The organism is Microbulbifer maximicatervae (SeqCode) (genome assembly GCF_052467615.1).
This window is the reverse complement of sequence record NZ_CP174319.1, coordinates 1,433,116-1,455,902: the sequence shown is the minus strand read 5'-3', so window position 1 is coordinate 1,455,902 and position 22,787 is coordinate 1,433,116. Positions and strand designations below refer to the sequence as shown.

General features: G+C 46.5%; 17 protein-coding genes. 8 read left to right on the top strand and 9 right to left on the bottom strand.

Annotated features, from left to right (window positions below; all coding sequences use genetic code 11):
* Positions 1–9 precede the first annotated feature (9 nt).
* Complete coding sequence (locus tag ACJJIM_RS06630; protein WP_444912746.1) at positions 10–3,522, bottom strand: indolepyruvate ferredoxin oxidoreductase family protein; 3,513 nt, start codon at positions 3,520–3,522, stop codon at positions 10–12.
* Positions 3,523–4,167: 645 nt separating this feature from the next.
* On the opposite strand from ACJJIM_RS06630, the gene ACJJIM_RS06625 reads away from it, so the two are divergent.
* On the top strand, positions 4,168–4,656 hold the full coding sequence (locus ACJJIM_RS06625; protein ID WP_413665315.1) for an Lrp/AsnC family transcriptional regulator: 489 nt from the start codon (positions 4,168–4,170) through the stop codon (positions 4,654–4,656).
* A gap of 139 nt (positions 4,657–4,795) precedes the next feature.
* Here ACJJIM_RS06625 and ACJJIM_RS06620 read toward each other — a convergent pair whose 3' ends face one another.
* Positions 4,796–5,587, bottom strand: coding sequence for a nucleotidyltransferase domain-containing protein (locus tag ACJJIM_RS06620; RefSeq protein WP_444912745.1), 792 nt, complete (start codon positions 5,585–5,587; stop codon positions 4,796–4,798).
* Positions 5,588–5,792: 205 nt separating this feature from the next.
* Between ACJJIM_RS06620 and ACJJIM_RS06615 the strand changes: the two genes are divergently transcribed.
* Positions 5,793–6,641, top strand: coding sequence for an alpha/beta fold hydrolase (locus ACJJIM_RS06615; protein WP_444912744.1), 849 nt, complete (start codon positions 5,793–5,795; stop codon positions 6,639–6,641).
* A gap of 154 nt (positions 6,642–6,795) precedes the next feature.
* On the opposite strand, the gene ACJJIM_RS06610 is transcribed toward ACJJIM_RS06615, so the two are convergent.
* Together ACJJIM_RS06610 and ACJJIM_RS06605 are read right to left on the bottom strand one after the other, a co-directional pair.
* The gene (locus ACJJIM_RS06610; protein ID WP_413665312.1) at positions 6,796–8,379 is read right to left on the bottom strand and encodes a D-arabinono-1,4-lactone oxidase; all 1,584 of its coding nucleotides are present in this window, start codon (positions 8,377–8,379) and stop codon (positions 6,796–6,798) included.
* A gap of 118 nt (positions 8,380–8,497) precedes the next feature.
* Positions 8,498–10,366 (bottom strand): carotenoid oxygenase family protein, encoded by a 1,869-nt coding sequence (locus ACJJIM_RS06605; RefSeq protein ID WP_444912743.1) that lies wholly within the window; start codon positions 10,364–10,366, stop codon positions 8,498–8,500.
* Positions 10,367–10,936: 570 nt separating this feature from the next.
* Between ACJJIM_RS06605 and ACJJIM_RS06600 the strand changes: the two genes are divergently transcribed.
* Positions 10,937–11,317, top strand: a complete 381-nt coding sequence (locus ACJJIM_RS06600; protein ID WP_413665310.1) for a VOC family protein — start codon at positions 10,937–10,939, stop codon at positions 11,315–11,317.
* Between the two features lie 65 nt (positions 11,318–11,382).
* Here the strand turns inward: ACJJIM_RS06600 and ACJJIM_RS06595 are convergent, their stop codons facing one another.
* Both ACJJIM_RS06595 and ACJJIM_RS06590 read right to left on the bottom strand, forming a co-directional pair.
* Positions 11,383–12,153, bottom strand: a complete 771-nt coding sequence (locus ACJJIM_RS06595; protein WP_444912742.1) for a hypothetical protein — start codon at positions 12,151–12,153, stop codon at positions 11,383–11,385.
* Positions 12,154–12,288: 135 nt separating this feature from the next.
* Entirely contained in the window at positions 12,289–13,689 is a 1,401-nt protein-coding gene (locus ACJJIM_RS06590) for an aminotransferase-like domain-containing protein (RefSeq protein ID WP_444912741.1), read from the bottom strand.
* A 119-nt stretch (positions 13,690–13,808) separates the two neighbouring features.
* On the opposite strand from ACJJIM_RS06590, the gene ACJJIM_RS06585 reads away from it, so the two are divergent.
* Positions 13,809–14,720, top strand: a complete 912-nt coding sequence (locus ACJJIM_RS06585) for an EamA family transporter (RefSeq protein WP_444912740.1) — start codon at positions 13,809–13,811, stop codon at positions 14,718–14,720.
* Here the strand turns inward: ACJJIM_RS06585 and ACJJIM_RS06580 are convergent.
* Positions 14,651–15,511, bottom strand: a complete 861-nt coding sequence (locus ACJJIM_RS06580) for a LysR family transcriptional regulator (RefSeq protein WP_444912739.1) — start codon at positions 15,509–15,511, stop codon at positions 14,651–14,653. The genes ACJJIM_RS06585 and ACJJIM_RS06580 overlap by 70 nt on opposite strands.
* 135 nt (positions 15,512–15,646) lie before the next feature.
* Here ACJJIM_RS06580 and ACJJIM_RS06575 point away from each other — a divergent pair, with 135 nt between their 5' ends.
* Positions 15,647–16,732 (top strand): FAD-dependent oxidoreductase, encoded by a 1,086-nt coding sequence (locus ACJJIM_RS06575; RefSeq protein ID WP_444912738.1) that lies wholly within the window; start codon positions 15,647–15,649, stop codon positions 16,730–16,732.
* 125 nt (positions 16,733–16,857) lie between these two features.
* On the opposite strand, the gene ACJJIM_RS06570 is transcribed toward ACJJIM_RS06575, so the two are convergent.
* Together ACJJIM_RS06570 and ACJJIM_RS06565 are read right to left on the bottom strand one after the other, a co-directional pair.
* A complete protein-coding gene (locus ACJJIM_RS06570; RefSeq protein ID WP_413665304.1) occupies positions 16,858–17,307 on the bottom strand; it encodes a phosphate-starvation-inducible PsiE family protein in 450 nt (149 codons plus the stop codon).
* A gap of 146 nt (positions 17,308–17,453) precedes the next feature.
* Positions 17,454–19,622 (bottom strand): jacalin-like lectin, encoded by a 2,169-nt coding sequence (locus ACJJIM_RS06565; RefSeq protein ID WP_444912737.1) that lies wholly within the window; start codon positions 19,620–19,622, stop codon positions 17,454–17,456.
* Between the two features lie 757 nt (positions 19,623–20,379).
* Between ACJJIM_RS06565 and ACJJIM_RS06560 the strand changes: the two genes are divergently transcribed.
* The 3 genes from ACJJIM_RS06560 (at position 20,380) to ACJJIM_RS06550 (ending at position 22,709) form a co-directional block, all read left to right on the top strand.
* Positions 20,380–21,063: a hypothetical protein gene (locus tag ACJJIM_RS06560; RefSeq protein WP_444896816.1), complete on the top strand. Its 684-nt coding sequence runs from the start codon at positions 20,380–20,382 to the stop codon at positions 21,061–21,063.
* Positions 21,064–21,374: 311 nt separating this feature from the next.
* Entirely contained in the window at positions 21,375–21,935 is a 561-nt protein-coding gene (locus ACJJIM_RS06555) for a hypothetical protein (protein WP_444912736.1), read from the top strand.
* A gap of 273 nt (positions 21,936–22,208) precedes the next feature.
* Positions 22,209–22,709, top strand: a complete 501-nt coding sequence (locus ACJJIM_RS06550) for an AAA family ATPase (protein WP_444905653.1) — start codon at positions 22,209–22,211, stop codon at positions 22,707–22,709.
* The last annotated feature ends 78 nt before the right edge of the window (positions 22,710–22,787 follow it).

Here is a 22,787-nt window from a genome sequence, read left to right as displayed (position 1 = left end):
CTGCGGCGTCTAGGACGCCGCCAGAGAAGTCGGCTCTTGCTCCCCATCCACAAATACTGCAGAAAGCTCATCCCAACGATCGCTGACCGCCGCGAATTTTTCCTCGCGCACATGGCCATAGCCACGCACTTGAAGGGGGATTTCGAGCAGCTCTTGTGCCTCTGACAGGTTTTCGCCGGACAGATGCGCGGCCACGCTATCAACTGCTTTGGCCACCTGTTGGGCCCAGCGCCGTTCAGCACGGCGCTCCTGGGTGTAACCGAAGACATCCAGTGCAGTACCGCGAAGCACTTTACCCTTAGCCAACAGCGGCATCAGCTTGCCCATCCAGGGGCCAAACTGCATTTTGCGTACGCGACCACTGCTATCGGGGCGAGCAAGAAGCGGCGGCGCCATATGGAATTTCAGGGTGTAGTCGCCGCTGAATGTCTCACGTAGCTGTCGCTTGAAATCTTCACCGGTGTAGAGGCGCGCCACTTCGTACTCATCTTTATAAGCCATCGCTTTATAAAGGCTGCGCGCACCCATACGGGTAAGATCGCCCCGAGCAGCTGGCAGTGAGGATTCTGCTTTGCGCAGCGCCTCTATATGGCGAAGGAATTCTGCCGCATAGGCCGGGCTTTGATAGTCGCGAAGCTCTGCTGCCAATCGCTCCAGCAACTGCTCCACCGACTCCTCAGGCTCCACCAATTTCACCGGCTTGGCCGGCACTGCCAATTGCTCGATCGCTTTAGGATTCTCCGCCAGCAAACGGCCAGCGCGGAAAGCGCGCAGGTTGTTCTCTACCGCCACGCCATTGAGTTCGATGGCCCGCTCCAGGGCCGCTTCACCGATTGGCAGCAGTCCTTTCTGGCAGGCAAAACCCATAATCATCAAGTTACTGGCTACGGTATCGCCAAACAGTGCCTGGGCATATTTATTCGCATCAAAGGCAAAATATTCTGCACACAGAGACTCAATACTCTGTTGGGTCGCATCGGCAGGGAATGCCAGCTCGTTGTCGCGAACAAAGGCCGCTACCGGTACTTCAGCAGTATTTACCAGGGCACGCATTTCGCCGGTGGCAAATTTGGTTCGCTGGCCAGCGGCGGTGACCATATCGCAACCCAGTAACAACTGCGCCGCGCCATCGCGAATACGAGCGGTGGTAATCGCCTCGGGGTTTTCTCCCACTTTCACATGAGCCACTACGGCGCCATTTTTTTGTGAGAGTCCGGTAAAGTACAAAGTTGTACTGCCCTTCTCTTCCAGGTGCGCCGCCATACCCAGCAGTGCCGCCACGGTAAGTACACCACTGCCACCAATGCCGGCCACCAAAATACTGAGGGGCTGGGCCAGAGTCGCGACCGGCGCAGAAGGTAATCCGGCAATAGCCACGTCCAAGGCATCCGCCAGGGACTGCACCGGGGGCTTTTTCAGTTCTCCCCCTTCCACAGTGACAAAGCTCGGGCAGAAACCATCGGCACAGCGCATATCCTTGTTGCAGCTGGACTGGTTGATTTGACGCTTGCGCCCCAACGGGGTTTCCAGTGGCTCCACCGCAATACAGCTGGACTGCACACTGCAATCGCCACAGCCTTCGCAGACCCGGTGGTTAATCAGCAATCGCTGGGATGGATCGACCATCTGTTTTTTCTTGCGGCGGCGGCGTTTTTCGGCTGCGCAGACCTGCTCATAAATAATCGCCGTCACACCAGCAGTTTCCCGCAGGCGGCGCTGCACGGCATCCAGCTCAGAGCGGGGAAGAACTTCTACGGCAGTGGGCAGTTGGCTGCGGTGTTCGCGCCAGTGGTCGGGGTTCTCGGTCAAAAGAATAACCGTACCAACCCCCTCGGCCAGCAACTGTGCAGCCAGGGAGGGAGCATTAACTTCGCCATCGGCGGGTTGGCCACCGGTCATGGCCACCGCATCGTTCAGAAGAATTTTGTAGGTGATATTCACCTGGCTCGCCACGGCCTGGCGAATGGCCAATAGCCCGGAGTGGTTGTAGGTTCCATCGCCCATATTCTGGAAAATATGCTCGGCGCAGGAAAAACGGTGCAGTCCTACCCATTGGGCGCCCTCGCCTCCCATATGGGAATAGGTATCGGTGCGCAGGCCTTTACCCAAAGCCATAATATGACAGCCAATACCGGCACTCCCCAAACTGCCTTCTGGCAATTTGGTGGAAGTGTTATGAGGACAACCTGCACAGAAAATGGGTTCACGAGCCAACAAGCCCTGAGCCTTTGCAGCGACATTGCCCCCCAGTTTTTCTGCCAGGGGAATCAGCTGTGCCGCCAGTTCAGTATCCACCAGCCAGCGGGCAATGGCCTTGGCCACCTGATCCGGGCCAAAGCCCCACACTGCCGGCAACAGGTCCTTGCCATCCAGGTCTTTCTTACCGACTACCTTCGGACGATAACTATCTTCCCAACCGTAGAGCAGGTTTTTCAGCTGATCCTCCACCAGGGGACGCTTCTCCTCGACTACCAGCAAGCGCTCCATGCCCTTGGCGAACTCACTGATGCCCCTAGGCTCCAGCGGCCAGGACATCGCCACTTTATAGATGGAGATGCCGGCTGAGTTCAGATCTGCCTCTGATAAGTTGAGCAGTTTCAAAGCCTCAAGCAAATCACCGTGGGCCTTACCCACCGTTACAATGCCGAAGCGTTTTCGCTCCGCACTGTGAGTGGTTTTATCCAGGCGGTTGGCATAGGCGAATGCCTTGGCTGCAGGCAAACGCTCCTCCAGCATACGGCGCTCATATTCGAGGCGCTCCGCAGGCCAATTCAGGTGGGGATCGTAGTTCAGGCCGTGTGGCGGGATTGGGAAGTCAGCTGGAATTGTAAACTGGGGCAACTCCGGCACAATCAAGGAAGCACCGGCCTCTACAGTTTCAGTAATTGCCTTAAAACCCACCCACAAGCCCGAAAAACGGGATAAGGCAATGCCCGCGAGGCCCAGGGTCAGGTACTCATCAATGGAGGACGGAAATATCAGCGGCATCATTACCGACTCAAAAATCTGGTCGGTATTGTGGGAAAACATGGAGGATTCTGCAGTGTGGTCATCCCCACACAGCGCCAAAACACCACCTAGTTTTGAGGTGCCCTGAATATTGGCTTGGCGGAAAACATCTGCGGTGCGATCTACACCGTGGCCCTTGCCATACCAAATAGAAAAGACGCCGTCTTTCGTTGCCTGCTGGCGATAGTGATCCAGCAACTGGGTGCCCCAAATATTGGTCGCCCCCAGGTCTTCATTAATGCCCGGCTCAAAATGGATTTCCCGCTCGGCCAATAGCTTCTTGTGCCGCCACAGGGCCTGGTCGTAACCGCCCAATGGGGAACCGCGATAACCGGAAACAAAGCCAGCTGTATTGAGGCCCGCCAGCTCGTCCATGCGCTTTTGCATTAAGGGCAAACGAACCAGGGCGTCAATTCCGGTCAGGAATACACGGCCAGATTCACGGGTAAAAGCCGCTTTCAGCGAATACTCGCTATCAAAGCCCAATTCCTGATCGCCTTCGACCATTGCCATGGGTACCACCTATTTTATCTTTATTGCTTTATTGCTTTCATCACTCCAGTTCTCGACGCCAGTAACATGTCGCGAAAATATTCGCGGCATCTCCCGAGTTACAGCAGAACAGACCAGAGCTGTTTAATAGCGCTAAAATTAACACTGCCCGGCAGAGCAGGTCATACCAAAATTGGCCCAACTCAGGCATAATGCCGCCATAACTCGCTAAAGATGACCAGCTACTGGCAACAAATCACTCAAAATGAAGTATTTTGGGGGATACAGCGGAAAGGAGATGCCCTCTTATGGTGCTCGCCTCTGGCCTTCACACTCTGTGTGACTAAATAAGCGCCAAAGGTTCAGCTTTTTGAGAGGCATAGCCTGGAACTGATCAGGGGATATCAGTTTCCGCCCGTTTACAGCTAACCAGTATCAACCGGTTGGGCAACGTACCCATTAGCGGGAAATTAATAAAAAACGAGAAGGTCTCACAAAAGATGTGCAGTATAGGAAGCTACTGCCATAACAAACCAAAAAAAACCATGTACGCAATGCACACAATTTACCGGAGAACGCTGGGAAGCAAAGATTCACTGGCAGGTTGATGATTAGCAGCCGGCGATACCGGCGTACGTTCAGAGAGATGAGATACGGAATATAACCATGGCCTATTTACTGGATGCCATCGACAAGAAAATTCTGGAAATCCTTCAACAGGATGCCACCATTCCAAATATTGAGCTTGCAGAAAAAGTCTGCCTCTCACCCTCCCCCTGTTCACGGCGGGTTAAAAATCTAAACGAGCAAGGGTTTATAAAACGCGCAGTTACCCTGCTTGAACCGGAAAAGGTTGGGTTACCGGTAAGTGTATTTATCCAGGTTACTCTTAACCACCAAGTGAAAAAAGAGTTGCAGGACTTCGAATCGGTTATCGGCCAATGGCCGGAAGTGATGGAGTGCTACCTGATGACCGGTGATTTCGACTACCTGCTGCGCGTTGTTGTACCCAATTTGCAGGCTTACCAGGAATTCCTGGATAAAAAACTCACTGAGCTCCCTGGCATCGATCATATTAAAAGTAGTTTCTCTTTGAAGCAGGTGCGTTACCGCACTGAGTTGCCGCTGGATCAGTTGCTGGAAAACCAAAGCTGAGCCTCTTTTGACGCCTGCATTCTTGCAGGCGTCAATACAGCTTTGAGTTTATTCACTGGAAAGTATTACAAGTCACTCAGCGCTTTTTGGGCTGTCTACTCGCGTGTTAAGTGACGCCCTATCCGCCTGATTTAAAAGACTATACACCAACCACTTTACGAAAAAGCCTGTCAAACTCTGGAAGATCCAATTTTGGCCTTTCCTCTATAGAGTTGGCACCAGATCTATCTAGATTTTCCTGTATCCAGCCATCCAGTTTGCCATCAACGGCTATCAAATCGCCCTCTTCAAGCTCCTTCTTTTTCAAAATCAAACTGGAAAGAATATCCAGAAGCCACTCACTTCCTGAGGAAGGCAACAATTCGTTGTACATATGACTAAAGTCCACAGGAGGAATTTTTGTAAACTCTTTTATATACAGAGCATTAAGCAGTGAACGCAGCACATAAAGTAACTTCTTGACCTTAATCTCTTTAAAGCCTCTATCACCCTCCTGAATAAATCTGGAATAAGTATTAAATCCCATACTGACATAGTGATGAGCTAATGCTCGCGGCTGCCAACATTTTAAGGCCAAATCCTGCAATGACTTCAAAACATCTTCATTTCTAAAATAGACCTTTGGCGAAAATAGCCACTCAATTAAAGTGGGGTTACTTGCCCTCATTAAAGTTAAAGTCTTCTTGATATCCCAGCCGACCAAGTCCAGTTCATCGCCAAGTTTCTTATCAAATGGAACCTCAACAACATCTCTGGGAGTACCTATAGTGAGATATTGCTGAATATCACGTTTGTAGATAAACCTTACATCCCAGTCACTATCAGGGGATTCAAATCCCCATGCGCGGCTTCCTGACTCACAGGCATAGATAATTTCAATATCTCGCTCTACTTCCAGTGATTTCAGGCGGTCCTTTATCAGCGATTCCATATACATCTACCTGCTACGTCAAAACAAATCAACTATACCCGAAAAACTCGTTGATTACCCTTAGGAGACCTGTCGGTTTACTCTCATAAGAGAGCCATTAGGGCAGCTGTCTCTCTCTCCTAACAACTGGACTAGAAAATGTTAAGCATAAAGCTCCTATAGACTATGATAAGCGCTAAGAAGTGGCTCCCAGGAAGCTAGCCCCATGGACAGAAATCCAAAAGACTCTATCTCTGTAAACAACCACTCTATCTCTTATTTCCAGGAGGGACAGGGAGAACCCATTGTTTTTGTACATGGTGCGCTGGCCGATGCTCGTATGTGGCAAGAACACTGCAAAATTCTATCAAGTGAATTTAGAGCGATTTCATTCACCCAAAGGCATTTCAGTAACCCGGGTAACCCTTCAGAAGGCCCCTTTGGAATTGATACCCATGCAGCAGACCTAGTAGGGCTGATTGAGGCACTAGATATAGGTCCTGTCCACCTAGTAGGATGGTCCTATGGTGCCGATGTGAGCTTAAATGCTGCTATAAAGGCACCTAAATTAATCAAAAGTCTGTACCTTTATGAGCCTGGATATCCGGGATACATTGAAAACAATGACATGGAAGAGTATCGCCAAGATGCTGAATCTATGTTTGCAGAAATTTTTAAAACAACAGCTGAAGGTGAGCTGGATACTGCCGTTAAGCTACTAATCGACGGCTCTGGGAATCAAGCAGGCTACTTCTCTCAGCAGCCCCTTAAATATCGTGTACAGCAGCTGGATAATGCCTACACCCTACCTCTGCAGCTTAATCAAACTGAACAACCCGCACTGAACCCAACTAGTCTTTCAGGCATATCTATTCCAGTTTCCGTGGCCTACGGCAGCAATACTCACCAGCTATTTAGAACTGTATCGCTTGCGGCAGGTACATTGATTCCAGATACTCATCCACAAGAGGTAAGCTCAGCAAATCATATGCTGCCTCTGGAAGATCCTGCACACTTCTGCCAACTTGTGAGAGAAAGCATTGCTAATTGCTGTGACCAGCAACCTGTAACTTAATAATAAAGAGCAGGGAAAGAATACCTATAAGGTATGAATACCGATTTTAGGCTTAGTCTCTCGAGTATTCTTTCCCGCTCAACAGTTAAAAGCCTCTTATTATTACTCATTATCAATTAAATACAGGGGGTGGAATTATCCCCCCTAAAGTGCTCTAATCAGCTTTACAAATCCTTGCGTCTGAATACCAAACTCCCGCTTGGCAGCTGGAACCCTCTTCACAGTGTTCATCTGTTTGACAATAGCACTGACCATCGGGATTGCAGCCAGGAGTTAAATAGTTTTCCAAAGGATCAGCTCCACTTACCCGATTCCAAAAGGGGTTGGAAAATATATTGTTTGGGTCCAACTCTTCTTTAACATCCATAAACTGGGACCATTTGGGGAATCGCTCTGCCATGTCCTCAAAAATAGCGACTGAATTCTTACCCCAGTGAGGCCTGGCCCCATACTTCCGGAGGGACATTTGCTCAATTTCCAAATTGACAAAGTAGTTCTTTGGCACAGCTTCACCTCGTTGACGAAGGGTATATTCAATCCCTACAAACGCTGTGTCACGGCCTGCTGTCATCCCTAAATAGCTGTCGGAAGCCTTGCCAAAACGGAAATAAATACCATTCAGCGGAAAACAGGTTTTTTCACTATTTGCAATAATCTGGCGGACATCCGCAATCCAGTTTGGCAACTCTTCAAATGGAATCGCGACTTCCTGAAGTGCAATTGGAAGGTTATCCCAGACACATTTGTCTGGCTCTTTACATACGAAATGTTGCATCAGGTCCGCGTGTCCAGTGGGCTTAATAAACTTCTTCAAGCCTGAATCAACATCCCTGAAATAGGAACTGGAGCGAGCAGTATGGCGAAGAGAAGCTGCAAAACACTGCAATGCGGCACTATCGGCTTCATGAAGGCTATCAAATATCAGTCCAAATAAATATTCGGAGAAGTCTGATACATCTGCCTGGGCATTGTAGGCATTACCCTTAGTCGACAAAGGTACCTTGTTGTAAGTTGTTACGGTATAGCGCCCTAATCCCGGGAACCAGGCAACATTAGCTGAATGATTATCTCGAGCCAAATCAAGAACAACATCCTCCAGCTCATCATCGTTGTGATACCCCTTTACTTTTGCTTGTACTTTATAGCCAGGTTCAACCTCTATGGTCACTTCAACAACTACGCCTAAAACACCTAGGTTTACCCTGGCGGCATTGAGCATCTCACCATTGATTACTCGTAAGTCCCCATTGCCATCAACCAACTTCAATTCGGTGACATAATCAGAGATCATGCTGCTTTTTTGTGTAAAAGTTGAACCGTGAGTACCGCTTCCCAGCATACCGCCTATCGTGAATATGGCCAGCTCTGTCACCATCGGCACACTTAGTTCATGCTCTCGAAGATAGGCGGTCAAATCCCGGAATCTCATACCGGCCTGGACAGTAACCAACAGGTTATCTTTGTCCAGGCTAACGACCTGATCCATATTTTCCAGAGTGATTTGCACCTCTCCATTACCTGCACAGGCCGCATCAATCTGACTATTGAATCGGCGACTCCCTGTCATCACTTTACGGCCTTGATCCGCTGCATCACGTACTATCTGCTGAACTTCATCAATACTGGTCGGATCATGGATAACACCAGGGAAACAATCCTGAGTATCCTGGTAGTTTTTTAATACCTCAGGCACTTCAATTGGCGGCGGTAGCTGCTCTGCAACACTTGTAGCAGCCATGAAAACGCCCGCTATACAAAGAGCTTTTCTACACCACCTCAATAAATGTTTGGATTTGGTTATTATTTCTGCACACATACCTAAACTCCCTTTATTGCATTAACGTAGACTGGATAAATCAACCAAAACGGGGAAGCAGCTCCCCATCGATAATGTCCCGAACATTACTGCTGTGATCAGGCGCTTTACTGCGAAGAAAATCAGCATAATTTGACCGGTAGGCTGATAAAGGGCGACGACCAATGGATGGCACCCACAGTGCATGATTCGTGGTTGCAAATTCCAGTGATCGGTTAGCTAGGATACAAATTGGCCCACCGCTGAGACGTGCCGCATCAAAAATCCAAAACTCTTTACCATTGGAATCGGATGTCGTTGGATATTTGCGTACAACTGCTGCAATCACATAACCGTCGTTCTGGGCCGTGGAGCCCGGGCGGGCCATAAATTGCGGTGTACGCATTACGCAATCTTCTGGGAACTGAAAGGCATCCGCAATTTTCATATTGACGCAGTCCATATGAATCAAGGCAGAAGGACGACTTTCTTCAGGCATATTCCAATAGCCGTAGTGGCGCTCAGGATAATCGCGATATGCCCAGGAAACCCGCATAGATATATGGTCAGGCCTGTAACCCACAGCAGCCCAATAAAGGTGCTCAAAGGTTTCAGGGAACTGGAAGTGCCCACGGTAAGCCGGATCATTCATATCCCAGGAAAGCGCATCATCCCGAATAACCCGGTAATCTTCTTTTATCTCAATAGCTGAATTTGAGTTAACTCGAATCCGGGCACGTACCAAACCTCCAACATCCAGCGGTGCTGCAGGGTATCCGGACAACCACTTGGGTACCAAACCTCCCTTCTGCAGGATTTCAAAGCGGAATAACTGCTCAGATTTATCCATTGCCCCCATATATTGGCCATACAGGGTAATCTCACCCGCATTGTCATCGTAGTTGCAGACAATGTCCGACGTATCAAAGCCGAGCTCCAGGTAATCTGCGATAATAGTATCAGCACCCGGCACCATATCGGCCTTCCGAATAACCCAACACCGGGTCCGGTGTTCTTGAGGCAGAACTATTCTTGTTCCAATAATTCGGGTAGATTCAACTCTCGCTGCAGTTTCAAAGACAATGATATGATTTCGCGTTACGCCAAGAGAGTGTGAGCTTGCAGCAATATAGGCGTTGTTACCCTGACGATCCCGAATGTTCCAACTTTCAAATGCACCCTCTCGATCCCAGCGAATTAATCGAATAAATCCTGAGCTACCAGAATCACCAATATTTCCACCATAGTTGATGGTGATACAGTTACCTGTTTCCAGATCAAAGAAAGGGTGACCGGTAGTCCGAACCTGGGGAAATAGCCACTTTTCTGGGGTTAGATTTTCAAGCAGCGGAGGTAAGCTCGATTTCCATTCATCCACTTCTCCAATAGGGGTTACCATCTCTAGAGTTGTAGCATCAAACTCATAGGGCATACCCCCTTCATAACTCATTGCAAAACGGTTATCTCCCATATAGTTGGGGGCCGTATTACAGTAGTTCATAAATCCCAGATTCGGGCTTGAGTATATTGTCCCACCTAACAAATTGAATTTATCAAAACCTGTTAAATCCTGCTCCTGCATTATCGCAGACGCGGTACGTATCATTTTTCGGGTATAGGGAACTTCACTGTTATTGCTCCGCCCAGTAAAGTCGAGCCGGGTCAAAGCTCCCTTTCCATTAGGTGTAAGATGGTTGGACGCCAAAGGAATACCCTCAGCCATAAGAAGATGGCCAATAACATCATCAGGTAAGATTCCCTGTATTACACTGAGTACTCCGGAGGAATCTGATAGATCACCAACCATTATTGACTCTGGGAAACTAGAGCCATCCAAAGCATTACTTGTTCCAGCCTTAGCTGATGCCACTCCCATAAGCGGTGATGCAGACATTACACCTGCAGCCTTCAATAGATCTCGACGCTTCATTTTTTATCCCTAAAAAATACGGCCGACAGCTTAACCTGACCATAAAATTAAATTTTTTAATTAAATAATTGGCGCAATTTACACCCAAAGTAAACCTTTAAGCGAAAACCATTTATTATTTTTTATCAAATCAAACCCCCAGAATTTTAACCTCATAAAATTCACACCATCAACCTATATACCACAATAAAAATAAACCAAACCAGAAAATAAAACCTATTAAAAAGAACAAAAAACAAATACCAGCCAGTCAAGCAAAAAAATATCGATAAGAATTTCGATATCGCCCGAATTAGCCACCACATTATTATCAACAGCAGAATTTAAAATAAATATTAATGATCATTGAATCGCACAATATTTAATATATCTGTGAGGCATCTCATATATAAACCCCAACAGGTAGAAAGCTGCACCAATCCACACACCCTGAGAAGTACAGCCTGGAGGTAACGGATATACGAACAATTCTATTAGGCATTGAGTGAATGATTATTCATTGATGTTTAATAGTATTGGTATACAATCTTTCACGCACAACTACCCTAAAATTAATTTAAGGTGACATCAATGTTTAGTCATATTATGGTCGGGGCCAACGATATCGAGGAATCAAAGGTATTTTACGATTCCACTTTTGGAATATTGGGTTACAAACCCGGCACTATTGATGATCGTGGCCGCTGCTTCTATTTTAATGACAACGGTATTTTTGCCATCACCAAACCCATCAATGGGGAGCCCGCAAGCCATGGCAATGGCAGCACTATTGGCTTTACAGTGAACAGTTCTGAAGAGGTTGATGCCTGGCATGCTGCAGGTATTGCCAACGGTGGTACCAGCTGCGAAGAGCCCCCAGGCGTACGGGATAGCGCCGTTGGCCCAATCTACCTCGCCTACTTACGAGACCCTGCTGGCAATAAGCTTTGCGCACTGTATAGAGCAAGCTAATTAGGGTTCGCAATCAGGTGCCTCCCTTTACAGGGAGGCGTTTTATAAGTGGACTAATAGTGTAATCAGTCCCAGCGGTTGAAAATAACGTGCATGCCGTGATGATCGTCACTCACGAATACGAAATAGCCGGCTCCAGTATGTGCAGTTGCGCACACCTTCGTCCCCTGGGAAGTCTCAGAACACTGCATTTTGTAGGCTTCAATTCCCGCAGTATCGTATTCACACTGACTGTATTGGCTGTCAAGAGTTTGCACTAAATCGCGGCTGCTCCTTGCCAACACATAGCGGTAATCACCAAAGTAGCGATAGTTATAGGCATCCAGGTAATATGCCTGGGAATCAATACCCCCTTCCAGAAGCTCGCTATAGCAGAGTTCAGGTCTGGCCATCCACAGAGTTTCCTGATCATTCGAAGAATGTATTCCTGGCCAATTCTGTTGATCATGTTGAGAGAGTACTACGTTGGTTGAATCAACATAGTCTTTCACAACGACGTAATCACCTTCATCACTTTCTATTCTGCAAACCGGTGCACCGCCAATAAAATTATCACACTGAACCATATCCAGGCTGACTTGAGTTGTCTCCCCGGCACAGTCTTCTGCAAAGCTTTCAGCCCAGTATTGCACAGCCTTAACTGCATACTCTCGAGAGTCTTCTATTTCATAATAGAAGTCTGAAAAGATGCGATAAACCTCGCGATCATTAGTATTACTTGCAGAAGCTGCTACAGAACACTGACTAAACTTAGGCAGTTCAAAAGTCTGTTCTGCTTGAGCGGGAACCGCACCGGCAATAGCAATCGCTGCTGTAAAAGTGGCAAGAGTTTTCATTAGATGTCCTCCGTGAACAATCATCCTAAAAGGGACGCGGATTCTAGCAGAGGAAAAAAAACTATCAAAAGCAGTGTAACGATATGAAAGTTCAGGTACCTTCTTCCAAAGTTGTGAATATCTGAATAATATTAATTATCGGCATGAGTGAGTTAACTCGATAAAACGTTCCAACTGAAATCCGGCCTCAGTCTTCCCTCCATCTTTACTTTCAAGCGGCCAACCACAATTCACCCGCACACAATCACCGTAGAGATCAAGCGTGCTGAAATCTGCACCGCCCAGCAAGACTATATTTTCTTCGGAAGCCATACGGCAAAGACTCCGACTATCCAACCCTGGGATCTGCAACCAAATCACCATTCCTCCATGGGGATCACTGATGCGCGATTCATCGGGCAAGGATGAACTTAAGTAGTTGCGATAGGATGCGACCTGCAAGGCAAGCTTTTGCCTGAGCCCCTGCACATGACGGGAGTATTGAGTGGTACCGATGAAATCGGCTACCGCTAATTGGACGGGCAAGTTCACACCGAAACTTTCGGTAAATCGATAGCGTTCATATTGTTTTCGATACCTTCCTGGTAAGCACCACCCCAGTCGATAGCCTGCGCTCAATGTCTTGGAGATAGAGCCACACCAAAGCACATACCCGCTCCGGTCCCAGTAGCGCACGGGCATGGGCAGACTTCTTTGAAATCCGAGCTCCAAATACACATCATCCTCGACAATTGGAATCCGATATTTACCAGCCAGTGCGGCCAGGTTCTCTTTCTGCTCCGAGCTCAGGGACACGCCCGTAGGATTCATATGACTGCTGCTAAAAAGACCCGCTTGGACCAGTCCCTGCTGCATATAGCGCTCTAGCTGTGCGAGGTCTAAGCCGTTTTCAACAGTCGGTATCTCAACAACTTTTCGCCCCATCAAAGCCAACAGATTAAGAAGACCGTTGTAACAAGGAGAACTGATCGCAACCGCTTCACCGGGCCTAGTCGTAATGGCAATCGCCGTGCGGACGGCATCCATACAACCATTCGTCACTACTAATTCATTGGCAGAGAAATGCAAATCATAGCTGGCAAAGTGTGCACTAAGCGCACTGCGCAAAAGCGGCTCCCCAGAGGAAACCGGATAGCCATGCATCCTGGCGCCAGCCTCTCGGGTTGCCCGCCGCATACTGCGCTCCAGGGAATCTAACGGCAATAGCTCTGGAGATAAAGACGCAACACCCAATGGCCCTGTTCCCAACCCACGGAAATAGCAATCGTGATTTACTGGATCTGTTGTTCGGCAGGTGAATGCGGGCATTATGGGAGGCGGGTTACTGCTGGGAGGAACTGAGGCAAAGAATCCAGATTGCGGTCGAACCTTCGCCCAGCCGAGCTCCTCCAGCAAGTAGTAGGTGCTTTGGGCTGTTGTCAGGCTCACTTCGTTTTGTGCAGCGAACCGCCTGAGGGACGGTAGTTTATGACCGTTTGGTATTCTCCCTAACTGAATATCCTCTATACAGCGTTCGGCAAGCTCTTTATACCGCACCTATCCCCTCTCCGATTCCGTCTCCGCCCAAACTGTATACCTATTTTATACAAAAATTGCATCTGTATACCTTTTTTCATTTCTTGGATAGTTAGCCCCGAGACAAATTGGAGGGGCTGATGCGGTACTCGGATTTATTACTTGGTGTGCTACTAATGGCAATGTGGGGATTCAACTTCATTGTTATTCAGATGGGAACGGAAGATCTGGACCCACTCCTTCTGGTGGCTTTACGCTTTTCTTTGGCAGCCTTTCCGGCAGTGCTTTTCGTTTCCAGGCCAACAGTCAGCTGGAAGTACGTTCTGGCCTACAGCCTGACTTTTGGCTGTGGGGTTTGGGGGATGGCCACCTGGGCAATCTCTAGCGGGCTCTCTGCGGGAATGGCCTCACTTCTTTTGCAAGTAAATGTTGCGATTAGCTTACTATTCGGCTGGGTATTCCTGAAAGAAAAGATTATCCCGCAGAAAGCTCTTGGGGCTCTACTTGCCCTGGGAGGGCTGTTATTAAGTTTGATGGTTGAAGATGGCACTGTGCCCCTTATCAGTATTGCACTTATCCTAATAGCGGCTACCAGCTGGAGTATCAGTGGGCTCATTGTAAAGGCCAGTGGCACACAGCAAGTATTTAGCTTTATCGTCTGGGGGCTATTTTTTGCACCGTTACCACTGTTCGCTGCTACCTATATTCAAAATGGTGCGGATATATTTTATGAAATTCAAAACAACCTTAGTGGAAAGTTGATTTTCTCCATATTGTTTCAGGCCTACCCAACCACTCTGCTGGGATACTGGTTCTGGAACCGGTTAATCGTTAAGTACCCGCTGTCTACTGTTGCGCCTTTAGGTTTACTCTGCCCCGTTTTTGGACTCTTTTTCAGTTGGTTATTAACTGGCGAATCGATTGGTTCAGAAAAGTTAATGGCCGCTATTATGATTTTCTCTGGGCTGGCACTTGGTATTGTTCATTTTCGCCAGAGCTTTAAGATGCTAAGAAACTCACGGATTTTTGGCATATTAAACATATCGCGATGAACAAGTATCCAAGTTGAGACTTGCCAGCTTTCAGGCGTAGGAATCTCAATAATGTCTTCAAATTTTTCAGCCAGGATTCTCGGCATGGCGCCAATACCGCAGCCTGAAAGCACTGCCTGGTTAAGAATTTGCTGACTGGAAGCAGTCAGCACAATCTTTTGATCGGGAATATGATTATAAATCCATTCATTCCAGCCAAAGTGTAACGGACGATCACCTAGAGCCAGAAACCTGTGCTCTTGGAGATTACTTTTATCGGGAAGCCCATACTCTTCAATATAGGATTTGTGTGCATAGAAAACGAATTCTGTAGTGAAAAATGGCAGCACGATATTATCGGGTGTCGTTGGTTTCTCGCCGACACGAATCGCAATATCAGCTTCACCGTACTCTAGGTTAAAATTGCGCAGGTCCCCGATTAAATTGACAAGCATACCTGGGTGCTGGGCCTGGTACTGCCTAATGAGCGGCATCAACAGGTCTACCATTTCGCCGACAGAGGTGATGGTGAGGTTGCCTTGCAAATTCTGCTCTTTGCTTTGTAACCGCGAGGACAACTGAGAAAAATGGCTGTCCGTCACCGCTCCCAGTCGCATAACCTCCAGCCCCGCCTCCGTTGGAATATAGCCTTTGTCATTGCGCTGAAATAGTACAACCCCAAGGCTCTCCTCCAGTATATTAATATGGCGCATCACGGTGGATCTATGAATACCAATCTCCTGGGCAGTTGCACTCAGAGTGCCCAGCTTGGCCAGCTTATAAGCGGTCCTTAACTCAGTCCATTTATCCATTATTTAGCTCAAGTCCCCCATGCTCGGCATGTGCAAATATGCACATCAGAGTCTCATAATCACACATTCACAGCATATTCGCTACACCATAAAATGGATTCAAATGACCTGTACACCCTCTAATGGTTGAAAAATATGGTAATTGAAGCGGAAGTATTGATAGTAGGCGGTGGTTTCGCCGGTGTGTCTGTCGCACAAGCACTGGAAAGACATGGGCTCCATACCATTCTGGTAGACAAAAAAGATTATTTCGAAGTCACTTTTGCCACCTTGCGCAATGTAACCGATCCATCCAGCACCGGGAATCAAGCGCGCAAGTACTATAGGGACTTTTTCTATGGCCGCTTCATTCAGGGAGATGTAATGGAAATGTCTGCGAAATCAGCGCGTTTGGCAGATGGAACAGAGTTACATTTCAACAGTGCCATACTCGCCTCTGGCACCCGATATCCGAGCATGCCGCTAGCCAAATCCCTTTCAGCAATGGATATTCAATCCCGGAACCAAGAACTATTGAACGAGCACCAGCGACTGAAACAAGCAAGGAAAGTCATGGTTATAGGAGGAGGAGTCGTTGGTGTCGAATTGGCAGGAGAGATCGCGCACGCTATGCCGAGCACTCACGTAATTCTGACACACAATAAAGAGGTCTTACTGGACAACTTCAAGCCTAAAGCACAGATCAAAGCCCAGAGACAATTAGAGAATTTAGGTGTAGAAATTCAGTTTAACAGCCGCTACCAATATCAGAATGGCTGCTATATAAATCTCAACAATGGCCAAGCCAACGATGCAGACCTGGTTTTTGAAGCAATTGGTGCGCTGCCCAACAATGATTACCTAAAACCGCACTTAGCGCATATCCTTAATGAGCAGGGATTTGTGAAAGTCGATAACAGACTTCAAGTTATTAACGAACCAAGCTTGTATGCACTCGGAGACATTGCAGATATTGGTGAGGCCAAACTGGGCTACCTCGCCTCTCAGCAAGGTGAATACCTGGCAAAGGCCATCGCCAGAAATAGAAAAGGAAAAAGTACCAAAAGCTATAAACGAAACCCACTAATGGCACTAGTTCCCATTGGCCAGAAGCAAGGATTAGTGCAGTTACCTTTCGCAGTAACAACCTGCAACCACCTCGTTCGGTTGAAGCAGAAAGACCTATTCATTAATAAGGTTTATCGTGGATTTGGCACTCAGCCAAATGCCCGGCTCTCTTAGTTCGGGCTAACTATTGTAAGTAGCTATTAATGCAGTTAACGATATGATTCTATTTTGGTCAACTGTATAAATACAAAAAATAAAATCATAAAGTGAGCATTATCAAGGACAAAAAATCACAAGTACTAACCAGGTTTATTACTTTTTTCCCTCACCAGCCAGTAGGAAACTCCCAGGGCGATAGTCACCAGGGCAATACCGACTATTTGCTCCGCATTAACAAATTTTAAGTCGAGCACAATAACCTTCCGAGCTACAGCCATTAAGGCTGTAGCCAATACCAATTGCACCGGTATCACATTAGTACCCAGGTAGAGTCGGATATTAGTGAAAATTTCAATGGCAATAAGAACGGCGAGAAAGGCCCCAAAAGTCTCGAGGATATCTTCCATATCCAGCAATAGGAATGGCGTCTCCATTAGCCTTTCATAAAGTACATAGACGACATCCGCAATGGTCCAGAATATGACCAACACCATAAGAATGGCGAGAAATTTAACGGCATATTTTATTGCTCGATGTAATTGGTTGATCAGGGGATCAGCATGATCCTCATGTATCTCGTCATATTTCATGGGCTTCGCTCTGCCGATTGATACCGCACATTGCTTGAGTTCGACTATAGGCGAAATCCCCGTATTCAGCCGAGAGAGCTTCCTTGAGTGAGTAAGTAGTAAGAGGAATCCCGGCAGCATATTCACCGCCGGGATATTGTGAGTCGTTAAGGTAGGCAGGCTGCGTTAGTGAAGAAATACTTTACTTCGTAGTCACTACAATCCTCTGTTGCACAAAAGAAGCGGTAATTAGTGCCGATATCGCCTATATGCATGCTTTCGCCGGTTAAGGAATAATCCAACTTCGTATCAACAACCCTTGCCTCAATACCAGCAACATCACTGACAGCACAGCTATTGCTTATATTTCCCGCTGACTTGTGTTCGTTAAAGCTCTCATAATCAATGCCACCTGAGGAGGGATCATCCAGGTCCAGCCACTCGGTTGCGTAGTACCCTGGATTTACCAAGCTGTTGGACAACTTGTGCACGCCCAAAGCATTGATTTCATCACCGTGGCGCCCGTGGAAAGCAAAAATTTGCTGGGATGAAGTGGAAGAATAAGTTGTACAAATCCCCTGCTGAGTGCCCCCGGAAATAGATGAGCCATTGCTCGACGTCAATTTAAGGTAGTAAACACTACCTGTTTCATGCTTTTCATCGTCGACACAAATTTTAACGTCATCCAGATACTCGCTGCTGGCGGAGTTAAAACTCAGCACACTCCCCATCGAGCCACCGTCTCCATCACCGTATTCAATACAATATTCATGATCACTGGCTGTGGCATGGCTTAGGGATTGCTTAAATTCATAGCAAGCTTTAAAACCGTCAATTCGACCACCGGAACGAATCTGGACAGATTTCAGATTCATAGTACCGCTGCCGAGTAGCTTACGTTTTACCAGGTCGATTGAATCAAACGCATCACCTCCGGTACCACCCACAACATCTTTTTTGATATAACCAAAATCCGAGTAGCTGTCTTGGTTGGCGATCCAGAACCCATCAAATGGTTCGTAGTAATTCACCCACACCGAGGTAGTTACACCTTCCAAATTCCTCTTGGCATAGAGAGCGGCATTTTCCAAAGCGTTATAAGGCATTCCATAGCGATAGCCATCGGCTTCACAGGCGGAATAACCTTCACTCCAGGCTCCCGATGCACTGCTAATGTGCCAGTTTCGCTCATCGTCTACACAGGCAAACACTCGCTCCGTACTACAGCTATAGTCGCGAATTTCACCGTCATTACTTAACCAGGCGCAACTATTGCTGCCACTGGGAGAGTCATTCCGCCAAGACCACGTAAAATCTTCAATCTGGGGTGCTTTAGAAGCACCTATAGTGGTCGCATTGGCCTCCACCAGCGCCAACTCAAGCATGTTATACCCAGATACTGCTTTCTCCAGGATCTCACTGCCGGAATACTTGATGTCATCCTTGCTATATTCGGTTGTTGCATCCAAGGCGACACTTAAATTCCCATTGTTGTAGTGGCTGGTTGCGCTGGCATTACCGTCGATATCTGCTGTTAACTGGCTGGAATTTTGTGCAAGTGGCTCATTGGAAGTGAGGTTTCCAGATGCATCCATCTCATCCACACCGATCCAGACATTGCGTCTGAATTTCGATGTGTTTGACTCGTCATGGTAATCACACAGATTGTTATCACCAGTGTGCGGATACTCTCTGGGCACCTGAATAAATAGGATAACGTTGCGTCCCGCATCCAACACATCCTGTTTAGTCAGTGTTTGCGCCGGCAGGGAGGCGCAATCATCTTCTGTATAGCCCCAGTCGGTAGGCTTAAATACCAGATCCCCCAACCTGCTTTCAATTTTCTCACCAATCTTATTGCGGAAGTTCTGATGGTAATCAGAATCGTAAGCCTCAAACTTTAGGAATATGACTTCATCGTTATTATCTTCAAGAAAATCCTTAATCTCATCCAGCCCATCCCCCAGCGTTGCAGCTGTACCAAACATATAAATACACATAGTGGCCTCTTCCAGGCCCATATGACACAGGTGCGGTGTTGAGCTGAAATTGGAAGCGGGGTAAGTATCATATTCGACCAGACGTATCCCACGACTGAACAATTTCTCCGGCGCGTACCACTGGTTTACATCGGTATATACACCCTGATCCCACTGATAGGATGCATAGGCATTATGCGCTCCCGCCCACAAGGTCTTTGATAAGGGAGCCTTTGTATCAATCTGCCCCTGTAAATCCAGGCGCTTCACTTTATCATCGCTAGCATCAATTTCGCCGACAACAGACATCGAAAAACTCAAAAGCAAACTTGATACCAAACCAATTGTTTTATGCATTATTCTTTTCCTGATAAGTATCTTGATAGTTACCGCTAAAATAAAAATCCCAGTAAGTATTTCCCCTCAGTTGAATTGACCAATTGGAACAAGCGTACACGCCTGTCGCGAACCGCTAAATTACAACAGTACTGACTGGTCAATTTTAGTCATTTACCCTACTTTACATTTTCATAATTTGCGCACTTTTCAGTACTGACAAACATCCATCTCCGAATTAAACATTCATAAAACTATCCGCTAGCGGGGGGGCGCAAAATAGTAGCTACAGAGCATGACCAATCAGTTACGAGCTTAAGGTAGTTATGTAAACATCTGCCCATTTGTAACAGGGCCAACATAAATGACAGACCAAATGTCCCTCCAGTATTTAGGGTTCAATCACAACCTTGGAAGTAATATCACGCACGTTAAATCTTCTGGTTTAGGAGCAGAGTTTGGGCATCTAATTCATCTTTTTAGATTATTGATAGTTTCAAAATATAATTGGGACAAACCTTAAAAGAGTCGGCATCACACTCTTCAGCTAACATCGATAAAAAAATAGACGACAAGAAATCTTCTCCTTAAGGCGTAGAGTTGATTTAAAGCTAAGCCGGATTCAGGATATAAGAAGAGTACAACTTAGATATTTATACTTACCAAACAATGAATTGAGCACCCAAGGAGTGGTAGGCTTATTGAAATATTACATTCATAGAACAAATAGAAACTTATAATTTCCGCCCCAGGAAAGCAGACTTATCAAGGAGAGAGAATGAAAAGCAAGGCACTTATCATACTGAGTAGTATTCTTATCGCCTCATGTGGATCTATGCGACCGCAAAATGCAAGCAATTATCAGCAAGACCTGATCACCCCAGAAGAAACAGATAACTTTGTACTCACCGAAAGCAGCACCTTCGATGAACCCATGCTGGGAATTGCCCTAAAGTACGATAATAAGCAGTATCCTACCGATATTATCAATGTCTATGTATACCCTATCGATAGCATCACATGGGAAAATACAGATGAAATCATCTCCATTGAAATGGGCGATATTATAGATGAAGTTGACTTTGCTATAGAGCAAGGGCATTACAAGTCAAGATCACCAGAGACTATTGAAAACTTCAGTTTTAAAATCGGTGAAAAGCTATATTCTGGAAAAAAGTCATCTTTCACACTTACCAACAGAAACGATGCTGAATACTTCTCAAATAGCTATGTATTTGTCGATAAGGATAAATATATAAAGTTCAGAACCAGCTTCGACAGCAGAGCGACCGTAGAATGGAATGGCGACTCAGCAGTGAAAGAAATACTGCCTGAAATAGTTGTCCCCGACGAGTCTGCGTACATGAAGAACCTGAGAGCTGAACACCAAAAAGAAATCACCAAGAATCTGATAAAATCACTATTCCAAGCTTCTCAAGAATCACAACCTAACACAGAGTAATTTCTCAACTAACTTAATAGCAATTGCGACAAATCCGACTCTGTAAGAGCTGATGGCTACTAGGTGCCGCTTAGCACCAGAGAATTGCAAGCGGCACGCTTTAACTGAAGTCTCCTGTACTTCAACGGCATGAAAGCACACTTCTTCCCCCATTGGCAGGAGATTAGCCCTAGACATCTCCAATTCAGATTTTTAAACAAATCTCACTAAAACCCACTCCAACTGGCGAATAAATTTCTCAGGTGGTTGAGATAATACTGGCACTTCGGCGTCTATGATTAAGGAGGCACTAAGGAAAGGAAATTCGAATCATGAGCAAAATCCTGCCTCCAATTCTTGCTCTTCTGCTCGCCGCATTTGTTTTAGGCGCGCAAGCCAACAACTATGTCAGTAAGGATAGTCAAGCCACTTCGCCTCTCGGATGTATCAGTGCCACATCAGTACTATCTACCCATACACCGACAGATATTACTGCTGCCGCCAAAACATGTACCGAACAATCCAAATTTGATGAGGCAGCTGAGTTGTTAATGGTTGCCAGTGCCTTTGCTTATTTCGACACACAGAGGGTTAGCGACAAAACCGGGCACAATGTATTAAGAGTGATTTTCAATAAAAAATTTAATTCGATGCCAGAGGGAGATCGAAAAAAGCTATTCTCCAGCATTAACTCTCTTGATCAGGGCGGCGCAAGGAAGCTGGAAGTTTGTAACTATTTGACAGCCGCAAAGCCGCCATCCTATATACCAAGCTATATGATTTCTCATGGGTTAAGAAAATTTACAGGCGTTACTGAAGCCCCCCTGATAAAAGATTTTGATGCCGATCAAAGTTGGTTAAACTCAATGGTGTTTGTCAAATGCCGCAGTTAATCGGTATCTTGTTGCATAGAAACGAAATACCTATATCAGGCTCACCTTTGGGCTGAATATAAGTATCTATGGCAGTAAAGATTCCCACGTCTTAAATACTAGCCATCTAGATGCCCTCAAGCATATTCGGCCACCGCAATTCTGGTATTTCCCTGATGCTTAGCTAAATCGCCACTTCATGAACTCTCTTTACCACTATTTACCAAGTATAAAGTTTCAAGCATTATTTTCCCATGGTCGAAATTTTCTCTAATCAGATTAATGGGAAGAACTGTGAAAGAAAACGGAATGCTCTTTTTATTTTGCGGAAAGATGGGCGCAGGAAAAAGTACAAAAGCTGCGGAGATAGCACAAACTACAGGAGCTATTCTTATTTCCGAAGATGAGTGGCTGTCTAATTTATATCCCCATGAGATTTCCTCACTCTCCACTTACATAGAGTATTCTGCAAGATTAAAACCAATGATCAAGTCACATACTCAGGATATCTTAAGGAGTGGCATCTCGGTAGTACTGGATTTTCCCGGCAATACAAGAAAACAAAGATCTTGGTTCAAAGAGATATTTCTGGATAACCTCTTTCCCCATCAATTAATCTATCTTAAAGCCGATGATAAATTATGTTTACAACAAATTGCCCAAAGGCAAAAATCACATCCGGAACGAGCCGCCTTTGATACCCCTGAGACCTTCAAACAAGTTAATAAGTACTTTGAAGAACCTTGCCAATCAGAGGGATTCAATATTGAAGTAGTCCATCTGGGAGGCATTTAAACGTACCCACTCCCTCTAATAATTGGGAGTAACCTCTACTGGACTCTCTTTCCGTTTGCCCTATCTCCTCCAGTGTTG

Excerpts from the sequence above, each read along its gene's own strand:
- ACJJIM_RS06600 (WP_413665310.1), top strand. The coding sequence starts at position 10,937 with ATGTTTAGTCATATTATGGTCGGGGCCAACGATATCGAGGAATCAAAG.
- ACJJIM_RS06595 (WP_444912742.1), bottom strand. The coding sequence starts at position 12,153 with ATGAAAACTCTTGCCACTTTTACAGCAGCGATTGCTATTGCCGGTGCG.
- ACJJIM_RS06580 (WP_444912739.1), bottom strand. The coding sequence starts at position 15,511 with ATGGATAAATGGACTGAGTTAAGGACCGCTTATAAGCTGGCCAAGCTG.
- ACJJIM_RS06630 (WP_444912746.1), bottom strand. The coding sequence starts at position 3,522 with ATGGCAATGGTCGAAGGCGATCAGGAATTGGGCTTTGATAGCGAGTAT.
- ACJJIM_RS06610 (WP_413665312.1), bottom strand. The coding sequence starts at position 8,379 with ATGGCTGCTACAAGTGTTGCAGAGCAGCTACCGCCGCCAATTGAAGTG.
- ACJJIM_RS06585 (WP_444912740.1), top strand. The coding sequence starts at position 13,809 with ATGCGGTACTCGGATTTATTACTTGGTGTGCTACTAATGGCAATGTGG.
- ACJJIM_RS06555 (WP_444912736.1), top strand. The coding sequence starts at position 21,375 with ATGAGCAAAATCCTGCCTCCAATTCTTGCTCTTCTGCTCGCCGCATTT.
- ACJJIM_RS06575 (WP_444912738.1), top strand. The coding sequence starts at position 15,647 with ATGGTAATTGAAGCGGAAGTATTGATAGTAGGCGGTGGTTTCGCCGGT.
- ACJJIM_RS06565 (WP_444912737.1), bottom strand. The coding sequence starts at position 19,622 with ATGCATAAAACAATTGGTTTGGTATCAAGTTTGCTTTTGAGTTTTTCG.
- ACJJIM_RS06560 (WP_444896816.1), top strand. The coding sequence starts at position 20,380 with ATGAAAAGCAAGGCACTTATCATACTGAGTAGTATTCTTATCGCCTCA.
- ACJJIM_RS06625 (WP_413665315.1), top strand. The coding sequence starts at position 4,168 with ATGGCCTATTTACTGGATGCCATCGACAAGAAAATTCTGGAAATCCTT.
- ACJJIM_RS06620 (WP_444912745.1), bottom strand. The coding sequence starts at position 5,587 with ATGGAATCGCTGATAAAGGACCGCCTGAAATCACTGGAAGTAGAGCGA.
- ACJJIM_RS06615 (WP_444912744.1), top strand. The coding sequence starts at position 5,793 with ATGGACAGAAATCCAAAAGACTCTATCTCTGTAAACAACCACTCTATC.
- ACJJIM_RS06605 (WP_444912743.1), bottom strand. The coding sequence starts at position 10,366 with ATGAAGCGTCGAGATCTATTGAAGGCTGCAGGTGTAATGTCTGCATCA.
- ACJJIM_RS06570 (WP_413665304.1), bottom strand. The coding sequence starts at position 17,307 with ATGAAATATGACGAGATACATGAGGATCATGCTGATCCCCTGATCAAC.